The sequence below is a fragment of the Qipengyuania aurantiaca genome (genome assembly GCF_019711375.1).
In the GTDB taxonomy this organism is placed as follows: Bacteria; Pseudomonadota; Alphaproteobacteria; order Sphingomonadales; family Sphingomonadaceae; genus Qipengyuania; species Qipengyuania aurantiaca.
In genome coordinates this window covers 2,496,184-2,509,255 of the sequence record NZ_CP081295.1, presented here as the reverse complement: position 1 = coordinate 2,509,255, position 13,072 = coordinate 2,496,184, and the positions used below count along the sequence as shown (strand labels likewise).

Genomic DNA, 13,072 nt, shown 5'->3' with positions numbered 1-13,072 from the left:
GGAGCGCAGTTGCACCGGTGGGGGCGGAGTTCTCATCAGGCGTCTCAGTTCTTCGCGTCTTCGTCGACTTCGGAGAATTCGGCGTCGACCACCTCTTCCTCCTGAGCTGCTTCCGAACCGGCGTCGCCGCCTTCCGGAGCGTCGGAACCGGCGTTCGCCTGCTCCTTCTCGTAGATCGACTGGCCCATCTTCATCGCGCTCTGCGACAGGTCCTGGGCCTTGGCGTTGATGTCAGCGGCATCGTCGCCTTCGAGCGCGGTCTTGAGCGCTGCGACCTTCTCTTCCACTTCGCTCTTCAGCGATGCGTCGATCTTGTCGCCATGCTCTTCGAGCTGCTTTTCGGTCGCGTGGACGAGGCTGTCGGCTTGGTTACGGGCTTCGGCGCTTTCGCGGCGCTTCTTGTCCTCATCCGCGAACTTTTCCGCGTCCTGCACCATCTGGTCGATGTCGCTGTCGGACAGGCCGCCCGATGCCTGGATGCGGATCTGCTGTTCCTTGCCGGTGCCCTTGTCCTTGGCCGACACGTTGACAATGCCGTTGGCGTCGATGTCGAAGGTGACTTCGATCTGCGGCACGCCGCGCGGTGCGGGCGGGATACCGACGAGGTCGAACTGGCCGAGCAGCTTGTTGTCGCTCGCCATTTCGCGCTCGCCCTGGAACACGCGGATCGTCACCGCCTGCTGGTTGTCCTCGGCAGTCGAGTAGGTCTGGCTCTTTTTGGTCGGGATCGTCGTGTTGCGATCGATCATCTTGGTCATAATGCCGCCGAGCGTTTCGATACCCAGCGAAAGCGGGGTCACGTCGAGCAGCAGCACGTCCTTGACGTCGCCCTGGAGGACGCCGGCCTGGATGGCAGCACCCATGGCCACGACTTCATCGGGATTCACGCCGGTGTGCGGCTTCTTGCCGAAGAACTCTTCTACGACTTCGCGCACCTTGGGCATACGGGTCATACCGCCGACGAGGATGACCTCGTCCACGCCGCCCTTGTCGATGCCTGCGTCCGCGAGAGCCTTCTTGCAGGGCTCGAGCGTGCGCTTGATGAGGTCACCGACCATCTTTTCGAGGTCCGAGCGGCTGATGGTTTCCACAAGGTGCAGCGGGGTGGACGAGCCACCTTCCATTCGCGCGGTGATGAAAGGCAGGTTCACTTCCGTGGTCTGCGCCGAGCTGAGCTCGATCTTCGCCTTCTCGGCCGCTTCCTTGAGGCGCTGCAGCGCGAGCTTGTCGCTCCGCAGGTCCATGTTTTCCTTCTTCTTGAACTGGTCGGCCAGCCATTCGACGATCGCGCTGTCGAAGTCTTCACCGCCGAGGAAGGTGTCGCCATTGGTCGACTTCACTTCGAACACGCCGTCACCGATCTCGAGGATCGAGACGTCGAAAGTACCGCCGCCAAGGTCGTAAACGGCGATGGTCTTGCCGTCGTCCTTGTCGAGACCATAGGCCAGCGCCGCCGCGGTCGGCTCGTTGATGATGCGCTCGACCTCGAGGCCAGCGATCTTGCCGGCATCCTTGGTCGCCTGACGCTGGGCGTCGTTGAAGTAGGCCGGAACGGTGATGACCGCCTTGGAAACCTTTTCACCAAGATATTCCTCGGCCGTTTCCTTCATCTTCTGGAGGATGAAGGCCGAAACCTGGCTGGGGCTGTACTTCTCGCCGGCAGCTTCGACCCATGCGTCGCCGTTCGGACCCTTGACGATGTCATAGGGGACCAGCTCCATGTCCTTCTTGGTCATAGGGTCGTCGAACCGGCGGCCAATGAGGCGCTTGATCGCGAAGAGGGTGTTGTCCGGATTGGTGACCGCCTGGCGCTTGGCCGGCTGGCCGATCAGACGCTCGCCATCCTTGGTGAACGCGGTGATCGAGGGCGTCGTGCGCGCGCCTTCGGAGTTTTCGATGACCTTGGGCTTGCCGCCGTCCATCACGGCGACGCAGCTATTGGTGGTGCCAAGGTCGATACCGATAATCTTGCTCATGGTTTCCCCATCTGTTTCAAGTCATTGGACGCTGCGCAGCTGGTTTCCCTTGAACGGCAAAACCGGTCGGCAGCTCGATAAAACGGTGTATTACAGGGGCGATATAGGAGCGCTTTTCCTTGGCACAAGGGATGGCCTGCGCTAGTTTTTTGCGCCTGTCACAGGAGGGAAATTGCCATGAACAAACCGATTATTGCCGCGCTGATGCTCGCCGGCGCCTCGATCCCGCTTGCCGCTTGCGGTGGGGAGCCAGAGCAGCCCGCAGAGGCTGTCGACGCGAACGCGATCGCCGGGATCGAGATCACAAACGCGCGGCTGGTCCTCCCACCTGTCAGCGGCAATCCCGCTGCCGTCTATTTCGATCTCGGCAATGCGGGCGAGCGCAGCGTGACCTTCCGCAACGCCGAGGTTACGGGCGCAGGGCGCGCGGAAATCCACCAGTCGATGATGGAAGGCGAAAAGATGGTCATGGGTGAGGCACATCCCCAGACCATTCAACCCGGTGGAAGCCTCGAATTCGCGCCGGGTGGCATGCATGTCATGGTCTTCGACTTGGCGGAGGATATGACCGCTGGCGGAACAGCCGAGGTCACGCTGGTGGCCGCTGGCGGCAAGCGCCACACCTTCACCGCCGAAATCCAGGCGGCAGGGGACGATCGCTGAACGATCTTCGCGATACGCTCGGGGTCGAAAGTCACGAGGAGCCGGTCCCGTCCACCTGTCCGGTGGGCGGAGAGCGGCCCCTCACCCCGGGCGAAATCGCCCTTGCGCGCACGGTCTTCGGCGATGCGATCGACTATCCGCGTGTCACGATCCGGCGACGGAAGTGGTTTCCGTTTCAGCCCCGCAAGATCACGATGGCCCCGCGCGGCCACCTGCATTTTCACCCAAACTCAGAGAGTTATTGCGAGGATTTCTCGCGCGAGGGCGTAATGCGCCAAGGCTTGTTGATCCACGAGCTGGTGCATGTCTGGCAGGTCCAGACCAAGGGCCAGTGGTATCTCGTCACCCACCGGATGCCGTGGGCGCGCTATGACTACTCGCTCAAGCCCGGCTGGGCGCTCGAACGCTACGGGATCGAACAACAGGCCGAAATCGTGAAACACGCGTTCTGGCTTCGGAACGGGGTAAAGCTGGCCGGAGCATCCGACCCGGCTGCCTACGACCTCCTCGTCCGCTTTCCCGGTGCGACGGGCTGACCTTACGTCATCGCGGAGTTTTCCACTACTCTGGCTTGAGCCAACCGGTTACAATGGATACGAATGCACGCGTTGACCGGGCGGCCCAACCCGCGCCCGGCGATGAGTCATCAAAATGGAGCTTAAAGACTACGGTATGAGCCGCGAACGCGGCTATCTTTCGCATTACGAAATCGATGAAATCACTCTTCCCGAACGCTTCGCACCGATTGTCGAAGCCGCCGAAAAACTCTCCGCACTGCTGACCTCAGGCCGCGTGCGGCACTGGCTCGACGCCCTCCCCGATCCCGATATCGGCGAATGGGCGCAGACGGCAGCGGAGGAAGAGGTCCGCACGGCCATGGTGCATTATTCCTTCCTCGTGCAAGCCTATGTCTGGGGCGAGGCGACCCCGCCCCGGCATCTCCCGGCAAACCTCTCGCGCCCGATGTGCGCGCTTGCCGACCGGCTCGGGCAGGCGCCCCTGCTGCCCTACTCCGGCTATGTCCTCGACAATTGGTACCGGCTCGACAAGTCGGGGCCGATCACGCTCGACAATATCGCCATGCACCAGAACTTCCTGTGCGGAGCGGATGAGAACTGGTTCGTGCTCGTCCATGTCGCGATCGAGGCCGAGGCGGGTGTGCTGCTCGACAACGCCGCGCGGCTGGTGACGCTGGCGAAGGATGGCGACGAGGTCGAGGCGACCCGGCGGCTTAAGGAAATGGACGAGGCCTGGGAGCGTATCTACGAGCACTTCGCCCGGATGCCCGAGCAGTGCGATCCCTATATCTATTTCCACCGCGTGCGCCCCTACATTCACGGCTGGGCAAACAACCCCGCGCTGGAAGGTGGCGGCCTCATCTACGAAGGGATGGACCGGTACGAAGGCAAGCCGCAGGCCTTCCGCGGCCAGACGGGTTCGCAATCCAGCATCGTCCCGGCGATGGATGCGCTGTTCCAGGTCGGCCATAGCGACGACCCGCTGCGCCAGTTCCTCGACGAATTGCACCAGTACCGCCCGGTCGAGCATCGCCGCTTTATCGAAGATCTCGCAAAGCATTCGACGCTTCGCGATTTCGTCAGCGCGAGCGACAACCAGGAGCTGAAGAACGCCTTCAACGCCTGTCTCGAACAGTCGGCCCGCTTCCGCACGCGGCATCTCGAATATGCGGCGAGCTACATAAACAAGCAGGCCGGTTCGATCGCAGGCAACGATCCCGATGTCGGCACCGGCGGCACGCCCTTCATGAAATACCTCAAGAAACACCGCGACGAAAATCGCGCACAGGTGGTTTCCTGATCCTGTCCTGTCCGGGGTGGCTTATTCGTAAGTCACTCCGGGCAGGCCTTGCCCGCCATCGGCGATGAAGGCGTCGATCCGCTCTTCGAGGGCCGGCAGCGGCACCGAGCCGAGCGAGAGCACCACATCGTGGAATTTGCGGATATCGAAATCCTCGCCAAGCGCCTTTTCGGCCTTTTCGCGAACGCGGCGGATAGTCATTTCGCCCAGCTTGTAGGCCAGCGCCTGCCCTGGCCAGCTGATATAGCGGTCGATCTCGGTCCCGACCTCGCGGTCGGATAGCGCCGTGTGGCTCGACAGGTAATCGACTGCCTGCTCGCGGCTCCAGCCATAGTGGTGGATGCCGGTGTCGATCACGAGCCGCGCCGCCCGCCACATCTCGTAGGATAGCTGTCCGAAGCGTTCGTAAGGCGTGCGATAAATGCCCATCTCGTTGCCGAGATATTCGGTGTAGAGCCCCCACCCCTCCCCGAAGCCGGAGAAATAGGTCTGGCGGCGGAAGCGCGGTGCGTCATCCCGTTCGAGCGCAATGGCCGCCTGGAAGGAATGGCCGGGCGCGCATTCATGCATGGTGAGCGCGGGGATGTTGTAGACCGGGCGCGACGGCAGGTCGTGCGTGTTGATCTGGCAATACTCCAGCCCTCCGCGCCCTGCGGTGTAGAATGGCGCAATGGCCGGATCGACGGGGCGAAGGCCATGGCGATAGCGCGGGAGGAAGCCGAAAAATTCGCCCAGCTTGTCGTCCACACGCTTGGAGGTGTAGGCGGCCACGCCCATCAGCTCGTCGGGCGTATCGGCAACGAATTGCGCGTCGGTGCGCAGGAAGGTGATAAACTCGGCGAGCGAGCCGGTGAAGTCTGCCTCGCCCTTTGCCTTTTCCATCTCGGCCGTAATGCGCGCGACCTCTTCAAGCCCGATCCGGTGGATCTCTTCGGCATTCAGGTCGAGCGTGGTGTATTGGCGGATCTGTTGGGCGTAATAGGCCTCGCCTTCGGGAAATTCGCTGGCCCCTAGCGTGGTGCGGGTCTGCGGCAAGTAGGTGTTGCGGAAGAAGTCGAGCAGGTCGCGATAAGCGGGTGTCACGCTCTCGGCGATGGCGGCCTTGCCTGCCGCTGTCAGCCGGGCCTTGTCCTCTTCAGAGAAACGCTCCGGCATCTGGTCGAACGGCGCCCAAAAGGGGCTCATCTCGGGGGCGTCGACGACATACGCCTCGATCGATGCATCGCGCCCTTCGAGTGTGACACGCGGCACGCTGAACCCGCGTGCAAGACCGATTTTCGCGTTAGTAGTCTGCTCGGCGAAATAACGCGGCAAATCGCGCATCCGGCCGATGTAGTTCTCGTAATCCTCGACGGTCGAAAACGCACTGCGCCCGGCGAGGTAGGACCAGAAATTGCTGTCGCTGTCGAAAGGCATTTGCCACTCGTCGAAACGAGCGTCGCCAATGTCGCTTTCCAGCAAGGTCTGGAGCACCAGCGCATTGGTCCGTGCCTCTTCGGACAGCCCGCTGCGGTCCACTCCCTCAAGGCGGTCGAGAATATCGGCATAGCGGAGCGCACGCTCACGCTGCGCCTCGGGCGTCACGCTCCACAAACGGTCGCCCCATTCGGTGCTGCCGCTCTCGGTCTCGGTCATGCCGTATTCGGCGAGATTGTAGTCGTAATACTCGTCGGCGAGCGCCATCACCCGCTCGTCCGCGCTGTCCTGCGCGGCGAGCGGCATGGCCAAGGCAGAGGCGGCAAGGACCGCACTCGTCAAAAGGGCAGTCCTCATCGTCTCTCTCCCGATGTCGTGAATATCAGTCCGGCTTCTTGGCCACGCCGACCATGGCCGGACGCAGGAGGCGATCCTTGATCATGTAGCCGGCCTGCATTTCCTGCACGATGGTCCCCGGCTCCGCGTCTGCGGTCGGGATTTCCATCATTGCCTGGTGCTGGTTGGGGTCCAGAGGCATACCCTTGGCGGCGATGCGCGTGATGCCGTTCTGGTTGAACACCTTTTCCAGCTCGCGCTGGGTCGCTTCGATACCGGCGATGAAGCCTTTCAGCTTCTCGTCTTCGCGCTGCTCGGCGGGAATGGCGTCGAGCGCACGGCAGAGATTATCCGCCACGCTCAGGATATCGCGGGCGAAACCGGTCGCGGCGTAATTGCGCGCGTCCTGCACGTCCTTTTCCATGCGGCGGCGCACGTTCTGCGTTTCGGCACGGGCGTAAAGCACTTCCTGCTTCGCGTTCTCGAGATCGCCGCGCAGGCTGGCGAGCGCATCGTCGAGCGCCACATCGGCGGCATCTTCATCCTCGCCGCCATCGTCGCGCAGATGCTCGGGCACGCCTTCCATCTCGCGCGCTACTTCTTCATCGACCGCCTTGTCCTGCGGTTCGTTCGTGTTCTCATTGGTCACTTGAAAAACCCTGTCAGCCTATTCTCTTGCCCAAGGATCGGGCCGTGAAATCCACCATGGGGACGACGCGCGCGTAATTCAACCGCGTGGGGCCAATCACGCCGAGCACACCGACCACCTTTCCCTGCGCGTCGCGATAGGGCGCGGCGATCACTGACGAGCCGGAGAGCGAGAACAGCCGGTTCTCGCTGCCAATGAATATGCGCATGGCTTCCGCTTCGCGCGCGTTTTCAAGCAGGGTCGCGACCGATTGCTTGTTTTCAAGGTCGTCGAGCAGCGAGCGTACCCGGTCGATATCGGCGAGCGCGCTTTCGTCGAGCAGGTTCGCCTGCCCCCGCACGATGAGCACCGGGCGATGCGAAGCGTCCTCGGACCACATGGCGATACCGCGCGCAACAATATCGCGGCTGGCTTCGTCGAGCGCGCTTCGCTCGCTTGCAATCTCGCGCTCGACCAAGGCCGCTGCCTCGGCCAGCGTGCGTCCGGCGGCCTTGGCGGTGAGGAAATTGCTCGCCTGTTCGAGCGAGGTTCCCAGCGCTTCGGCGGGCAGCGCGAGGATTCGATTCTCGACCTGCCCGTCCTCGCCCACCAGCACGGCGAGCACGCGGTTGGCGTCGAGCGCGGTGAGCGAAACCTGCGCTAGGCGTGGTTCGCGGCGCGGTACCATCACCATGCCCGCTGCGCCCGAAAGATCGGATAGCAAGGCACTGGTCTGCTCCAGAGCGCGCTCGATCGGTCCGGGCTGCGCGATCCGCTGCTCGATCGCGGCTCGTTCTTCCGCCGACGGTTCGGCCACCTGCATCATCGCATCGACGAAGAGGCGCAGTCCGCTGTCGGTCGGCATCCGGCCCGCGCTGGTGTGCGGGGCAGCAAGGAGGCCGCGCTGTTCCAGCTCCGCCAACACCGAGCGGATGGAAGCGGGCGACAGGTTTACCCCGCCGCCTCCATCTTCTTTCGGCCCCGCCAGAGCTTTCGACCCGACGGGAGACCCGCTCTCCAGATAGCCTTCGACCACAAGCCGGAAAATCTCGCGAGCGCGGTCGGACAGATCGGTGAGCGGTGGGGAATTCATGAAAACCACCTAAGCACAGTCGTCGACAATCTCAATTTCCGTTCGCACTGAGCTTGTCGAAGTGCCGCACTTTCTTCTAGCGAGTGCTCACAAAAACAGTACGACCCTTCGACAGGCTCAGGCTGAGCGGTCGGGGGTGACAGGAGAATCCCATGCGACCTTCAGGACGCGCGCCCGATGAAATGCGCGCCATCACCATCGAAACCGGTTACACCAAGCACGCCGAGGGCAGCTGCCTGATCAGCTTCGGCGAGACCAAGGTGCTGTGCACGGCAAGCGTCGAAGAACGCATCCCACCGTGGCTTCGCGGCAAGGGCGAAGGCTGGGTCACGGGCGAATACTCGATGCTCCCGCGCGCCACGCACACCCGCGGCCAGCGCGAGGCTGCCAAGGGCAAGCAGAGCGGAAGAACGCAGGAAATCCAGCGCCTTATCGGGCGGAGCTTGCGCGCCGTGGTCGATCACAAGAAGCTCGGCGAACGCCAGATCACGCTTGATTGCGACGTCATCCAGGCCGATGGCGGCACGCGGACGGCCTCGATATCGGGCGCCTGGGTCGCGCTGCGCCTTGCCGTCAACGAGTTGATGAAGTCGGGCGACATCGTGGAAGACCCGATCACCGCCAAGGTCGCTGCCGTGTCCTGCGGCATCTATAAGGGCACGCCTGTGCTCGACCTCGACTATCCCGAAGACAGCAATGCCGATGCGGATGCGAACTTCGTGCTGATCGAAGGCGGCAAGATCGCGGAGGCACAAGCCACCGCCGAGGGCGCGCCCTATGACGAGGAAGCTTTTCTCCGCCTCCTCCGCCTCGCCCAGATGGGTTGTGCGGACATTTTCCGCGCGCAGGACGAGGCCACGCGCAAATGACACGCCGCATCAGTTCGGGCAGCCTTGTGATTGCCACGCACAACGCAGGCAAGCTGAAGGAGATTTCCGCGCTTCTCGCTCCGTACGGGGTGAAGTGCATCTCTGCCGGCTCGCTGGGCCTGCCCGAACCGCCGGAAACCGGGACAACCTTCGTCCAGAACGCGCTCTTGAAAGCGCGGGCTGCGGCGGAAGCCTCGGGCCTTCCGGCCCTTGCCGACGACAGCGGTTTGTCGGTCGATGCGCTCGATGGTCGACCCGGTGTCTACACCGCCGACTGGGCGGAGCGGCAGCATTTCGAGGGCGAGCCGGGCCGTGACTGGTATATGGCCATGGGCAAGGTCGAAGGGATGCTTCAGCAGAAGGGCGCCGATGTCGACCGCTCCTGCGCCTTCCACTGCGTGCTTGCGCTAGCATGGCCGGATGGCGAGCAGGCCGTTTATGAAGGGACCGCGCCCGGCACGCTGACCTGGCCGCCGCGCGGAGAGTTGGGCTTCGGCTACGACCCTGTGTTCATGCCCAAGGGCCGCGAACAAACCTTCGCCGAGATCGCACCGGAAGAGAAGCACGCCATCAGCCACCGGGCCGATGCCTTTGCCAAGCTGGTCGCCGAGCAGTTCGGCTAGTTAGTAAGCTTTTTGACCCCAGACGTTGCCGGCCGGCCAGTAGCGGCAGACCAGCACGTCCCACCCGCGGTCGTTGACCACAGAGCAGCCGACTTCCTTCGTGTCGCGCCACACGATTTGGGTGTAGTGCGCCACGTCGGCCCATTTCCCGGTGCGCGAGATCTCGGGGAAATTGCCGTGGGTGTAGTGCTTCTTCTCGTCGATCATCATGTCGAGCCCGACGATCACATCCCACTGGCCCTGGCTACCCATCCAGAGGTTCTCGCCGGTGGAATTACGCGTCCGCAGGTCGGCGTGTTCGAGCCGCCCTTTGCGAGCCAGCTCGTGGCCCCATTGCTTCGCCTCATGCTCGAGCGCGCGGTTCCACTTGAGGCGCGGGAGGCCGAGCCGCTCGCGCTCGCGGTTGTGGGCGTCGAGCATCCGCACGGCGAGGCGGTCGCTCATGCGGTTGTCATAGCGTTCCTGCGCCCGATATTGCGCCGGTGACGCGCTTTCCCTCGCGCTTGCGGCCACAGCAATTCCCGTGGCACATAGCGCAGCGATGGCGGCGCCTGCCGCGATGATGATTTTTGACCCGTCCATGCCGCTTTTCTGGCGTGGTCCTGCTTAATTTGACGTGAAGGCACCCCTTGGCCCGTTCGCTCTACATCCACTGGCCTTTTTGCCTCGCGAAATGCCCCTATTGCGACTTCAACAGCCATGTGCGCGAGCGCACTGATATGGCCGCTTGGGAGACCGCCCTGCTCGCCGATATGCGTGCGGAATTTGCTGCGACGAAAAGCGAAGAACCGCTCGTAAGTATCTTTTTTGGTGGAGGAACGCCCTCGCTCATGGCGCCTGCGCTGGTGGCGTCACTGCTGCGCGAGGCCGAGCGTCTGTGGGGCTTTGCCGAGGACATCGAGATCACGCTCGAAGGCAATCCTTCTTCGGTCGAAGCGGCCAATTTCGCCGATCTGGCGGGTGCGGGGATCAACCGCGTCTCGCTGGGCGTGCAATCGCTGCGGGACGATGTGCTCAAATTCCTCGGGCGACTACACGGTGTCGAGGAGGCGCTGAAAGCGACCGAGACGGCGCAGAAGCTGTTCGAGCGCGTGTCGATCGACCTTATCTACGCGCGTCCCGACCAGACCGAGGACGAATGGCGTCAGGAATTGTCCGAAGCCCTCGCGCTCGGCACCTCGCACCTCTCGCTCTACCAGCTGGCCATCGAACCCTCGACCCGTTTCGCGACAGATGTCCGGCGCGGAGTGTTCGATCCTCTGGACGACGATCCGGCGGCCGATCTCTTCGCTCTCACCCGCGAGATGACCGCCGCAGCCGGCGTGCCCGCCTATGAGATCAGCAACCATGCGCGGCCGGGCGAAGAAAGCCGCCACAATCTCACCTACTGGCGCTATCGCGATTACCACGGCATCGGACCCGGCGCGCATGGGCGTCGCGGGGGCGTGGCGACGACGCGGCACAAGAAGCCGGAGAACTTCCTCGCCGCAGTCACCGCGCAGGGCGACGGGATTGCCGAGCATCGCGTGCTGGGACTGCGCGAACAGGCGAGCGAGGCGATGCTCATGGGCCTACGCCTGACAGAGGGCGTGGACCTGCGCGAATTGCAGGATCGCTTCGGGGTCGAACGGGCGCAGCTTGTCGAACCTGCCAAGCTGGCGCTGTACGGCGATCTCGACCTCGTCTGGATGGAGGGCGAGCGCCTGTTCGTCACCGACGCCGGTATGCCTCTGCTCGATGCCCTGCTCGGAGAAATCGTCCCGGCGGAACTGGTCAGCCCTTGAGCCGTCAGGACGTCCTCGGCGCGTGGCACGATCATCTGGCGCTCGGCCTGCGCCGCTCGCCGCACACGGTCCGCGCCTATCACAAGGCGGCCGAGCGGTTGCTTTCCCGCCTCGACCTCCAGGAATTCGACCAAGTCGCCGAACTCTCGGCGGGCGAACTCCGCACCCACCTCGCCTCGCGGCGCAGCGATGGCTTGTCCAACGCATCGGCCGCGCGGGAATTGTCGGCGCTCAAATCCTTCATCGGTTTTGCCCGCGCGCAGGCTGGCCACGAGCAGACCGACGCACCGAGGATGCGCGGGCCTCGCCTCAAGAAGGGCCTCCCGCGCCCCGTCACCCCCGATGATGCCATGGGCCTTGCCGAGACGGTCGAGGAACTGGCTGCCGACGGCTGGGTCGGCGCGCGCGACCGGGCGGTGCTGCTGCTGCTTTACGGAGCCGGCATGCGGATATCCGAGGCCCTGTCGCTCAAGGGCAGCGACCTGCCGCTGTGCGAAACGCTCACCGTTACCGGCAAGGGCAACAAGCAGCGCGTCGTCCCGCTCCTGCCGCTCGTCCGCGACGCGGTCGCCACTTACGCCAAGCAATGTCCCTGGCCGCTGGGATCGGAGGACCCGCTGTTTCGCGGCGTCAAAGGCGGCGTGCTGTCACAGGGTGTGGTTCAAAAGGCGACCGCCCGCGCCCGGCGTGCCCTCGGCCTGCCCGATACGGCAACGCCCCACGCCTTGCGGCACAGCTTCGCCACGCATTTGCTCGGAGCGGGAGCCGATCTCAGGAGTCTGCAGGAACTTCTCGGCCATGCCAGCCTCGGCTCAACGCAAATTTACACCAAGGTCGATGCCGCCAGCCTGCTCGATACCTATCGCAACGCCCACCCGCGCGAGCGTGAGGACTGATTACATGGCCGCGTGACGGCGCTCGATCGCGTCCCAGATCAGCCCCGCCGTGTCGGTGCCGTTGAACTTGTCGATGGCGACGATGCCGGTGGGCGAGGTCACATTGATCTCAGTCAGCCATTTCCCGCCGATGACGTCGATCCCCACGAAAACGAGGCCGCGCTTTTTGAGCTCCGGCCCCATCGCCGCGCAGATTTCCTCCTCGCGCGCCGTCAGCGTGGCCGACTCCGCATGGCCGCCCTGCGCAAGGTTCGAACGAAACTCACCTTCGCCTGGGAAACGGTTGATTGCGCCTGCAAAATGACCGTCGACCAGCACGATCCGCTTGTCGCCCTCGGAGACCTCGGGAAGGAAGGGCTGAATCATGTGCGGTTCGGGCCAGGTCAGGTCGAAAACTTCGCTCAGCGCGGAGAGATTGGTCCCGTCCGCGTCGAGCCGGAAGATAGCCTTGCCGCCATTGCCGTGAAGCGGCTTGATGACGACCGAACCGTGTTCCTGCTGGAAGGCTTTCAGATCGTCGAGATGACGCGCGATCATCGTCGGCGGCATGAACCGCGCGTAGTCGAGCACGAACATCTTTTCCGGCGCGTTCACCACCTCGCGCGGATCGTTGATCACCAGTGTCGTGCCCTTCAACCGGTCGAGCAGGAAGGCGGCGCTGATATATCCGAGATGGAACGGTGGGTCCTGCCGCATCAGGATGACATCAATGTCCCTAGCGAGGTCGATCCGGCGGCGCTCCCCGGCGGTGAAGTGATCACCCTCCACCCGCTGCACCGTGACCGGCGCGGCATGGGCCGTGATCTTCCCGGCAGACGTGCCGTCACTCTGCCACGCGAGGCTGGAGACGTCGTAATGCCAGACCTCGTGCCCGCGCTCCTGCGCGGACAGCATCAGCGCGAAACTGCTGTCGCCCGCGATCTTGATGCTTTCGAGCGGGTCCATCTGGACGGCGACGCGTAGGGTCATG

At 63.6% G+C, this 13,072-nt stretch carries 13 protein-coding genes; 7 read left to right on the top strand and 6 right to left on the bottom strand.

Annotation, left to right across the window (positions count from 1 at the left end):
- Positions 1–44 precede the first annotated feature (44 nt).
- Positions 45–1,976: a molecular chaperone DnaK gene (gene dnaK / locus K3148_RS12230; protein WP_221425041.1), complete on the bottom strand. Its 1,932-nt coding sequence runs from the start codon at positions 1,974–1,976 to the stop codon at positions 45–47.
- Positions 1,977–2,153: 177 nt separating this feature from the next.
- Here dnaK and K3148_RS12225 point away from each other — a divergent pair, with 177 nt between their 5' ends.
- The 3 genes from K3148_RS12225 (at position 2,154) to K3148_RS12215 (ending at position 4,457) form a co-directional block, all read left to right on the top strand.
- Positions 2,154–2,639 carry a copper chaperone PCu(A)C gene (locus K3148_RS12225; protein WP_221425040.1) on the top strand — a complete coding sequence of 162 codons (486 nt, stop codon included), beginning with the start codon at positions 2,154–2,156 and terminating at the stop codon, positions 2,637–2,639.
- 62 nt (positions 2,640–2,701) lie between these two features.
- On the top strand, positions 2,702–3,175 hold the full coding sequence (locus tag K3148_RS12220) for a vgr related protein (RefSeq protein WP_221425039.1): 474 nt from the start codon (positions 2,702–2,704) through the stop codon (positions 3,173–3,175).
- Positions 3,176–3,290: 115 nt separating this feature from the next.
- Positions 3,291–4,457: an indoleamine 2,3-dioxygenase gene (locus tag K3148_RS12215; protein ID WP_221425038.1), complete on the top strand. Its 1,167-nt coding sequence runs from the start codon at positions 3,291–3,293 to the stop codon at positions 4,455–4,457.
- A 21-nt stretch (positions 4,458–4,478) separates the two neighbouring features.
- On the opposite strand, the gene K3148_RS12210 is transcribed toward K3148_RS12215, so the two are convergent.
- Genes K3148_RS12210 through hrcA form a run of 3 tightly spaced genes read right to left on the bottom strand, consistent with a single transcriptional unit; the run spans position 4,479 to position 7,930 of the window.
- Positions 4,479–6,230 (bottom strand): DUF885 domain-containing protein, encoded by a 1,752-nt coding sequence (locus K3148_RS12210; protein ID WP_247711577.1) that lies wholly within the window; start codon positions 6,228–6,230, stop codon positions 4,479–4,481.
- Positions 6,231–6,255: 25 nt separating this feature from the next.
- Entirely contained in the window at positions 6,256–6,858 is a 603-nt protein-coding gene (grpE, locus tag K3148_RS12205; RefSeq protein ID WP_221425037.1) for a nucleotide exchange factor GrpE, read from the bottom strand.
- A gap of 13 nt (positions 6,859–6,871) precedes the next feature.
- On the bottom strand, positions 6,872–7,930 hold the full coding sequence (hrcA, locus tag K3148_RS12200; RefSeq protein ID WP_221425036.1) for a heat-inducible transcriptional repressor HrcA: 1,059 nt from the start codon (positions 7,928–7,930) through the stop codon (positions 6,872–6,874).
- A gap of 152 nt (positions 7,931–8,082) precedes the next feature.
- On the opposite strand from hrcA, the gene rph reads away from it, so the two are divergent.
- Positions 8,083–8,799 (top strand): ribonuclease PH, encoded by a 717-nt coding sequence (gene rph, locus K3148_RS12195; protein WP_221425035.1) that lies wholly within the window; start codon positions 8,083–8,085, stop codon positions 8,797–8,799.
- Positions 8,796–9,422, top strand: coding sequence for an RdgB/HAM1 family non-canonical purine NTP pyrophosphatase (rdgB, locus tag K3148_RS12190; RefSeq protein ID WP_221425034.1), 627 nt, complete (start codon positions 8,796–8,798; stop codon positions 9,420–9,422). Before rph ends, rdgB begins: the two co-directional genes overlap by 4 nt.
- On the opposite strand, the gene K3148_RS12185 is transcribed toward rdgB, so the two are convergent.
- Positions 9,423–10,004 (bottom strand): CAP domain-containing protein, encoded by a 582-nt coding sequence (locus K3148_RS12185; RefSeq protein WP_221425033.1) that lies wholly within the window; start codon positions 10,002–10,004, stop codon positions 9,423–9,425.
- 47 nt (positions 10,005–10,051) lie between these two features.
- Here K3148_RS12185 and hemW point away from each other — a divergent pair, with 47 nt between their 5' ends.
- Together hemW and K3148_RS12175 are read left to right on the top strand one after the other, a co-directional pair.
- Positions 10,052–11,206 (top strand): radical SAM family heme chaperone HemW, encoded by a 1,155-nt coding sequence (gene hemW / locus K3148_RS12180; RefSeq protein WP_221425032.1) that lies wholly within the window; start codon positions 10,052–10,054, stop codon positions 11,204–11,206.
- Positions 11,203–12,102, top strand: a complete 900-nt coding sequence (locus K3148_RS12175; protein WP_221425031.1) for a tyrosine recombinase XerC — start codon at positions 11,203–11,205, stop codon at positions 12,100–12,102. The genes hemW and K3148_RS12175 overlap by 4 nt, the downstream gene beginning before the upstream one ends.
- On the opposite strand, the gene gshB is transcribed toward K3148_RS12175, so the two are convergent.
- A complete protein-coding gene (gene gshB, locus K3148_RS12170; protein WP_221425030.1) occupies positions 12,103–13,071 on the bottom strand; it encodes a glutathione synthase in 969 nt (322 codons plus the stop codon). It abuts the gene before it with no gap.
- Position 13,072: the final 1 nt, after the last annotated feature.

Bases quoted from the DNA above. Each gene is read 5' to 3' on its own strand.
- K3148_RS12225 (WP_221425040.1), top strand. From the start codon at position 2,154: ATGAACAAACCGATTATTGCCGCGCTGATGCTCGCCGGCGCCTCGATC.
- K3148_RS12215 (WP_221425038.1), top strand. From the start codon at position 3,291: ATGGAGCTTAAAGACTACGGTATGAGCCGCGAACGCGGCTATCTTTCG.
- K3148_RS12185 (WP_221425033.1), bottom strand. From the start codon at position 10,004: ATGGACGGGTCAAAAATCATCATCGCGGCAGGCGCCGCCATCGCTGCG.
- gshB (WP_221425030.1), bottom strand. From the start codon at position 13,071: ATGACCCTACGCGTCGCCGTCCAGATGGACCCGCTCGAAAGCATCAAG.
- hrcA (WP_221425036.1), bottom strand. From the start codon at position 7,930: ATGAATTCCCCACCGCTCACCGATCTGTCCGACCGCGCTCGCGAGATT.
- rph (WP_221425035.1), top strand. From the start codon at position 8,083: ATGCGACCTTCAGGACGCGCGCCCGATGAAATGCGCGCCATCACCATC.
- dnaK (WP_221425041.1), bottom strand. From the start codon at position 1,976: ATGAGCAAGATTATCGGTATCGACCTTGGCACCACCAATAGCTGCGTC.
- K3148_RS12210 (WP_247711577.1), bottom strand. From the start codon at position 6,230: ATGAGGACTGCCCTTTTGACGAGTGCGGTCCTTGCCGCCTCTGCCTTG.
- rdgB (WP_221425034.1), top strand. From the start codon at position 8,796: ATGACACGCCGCATCAGTTCGGGCAGCCTTGTGATTGCCACGCACAAC.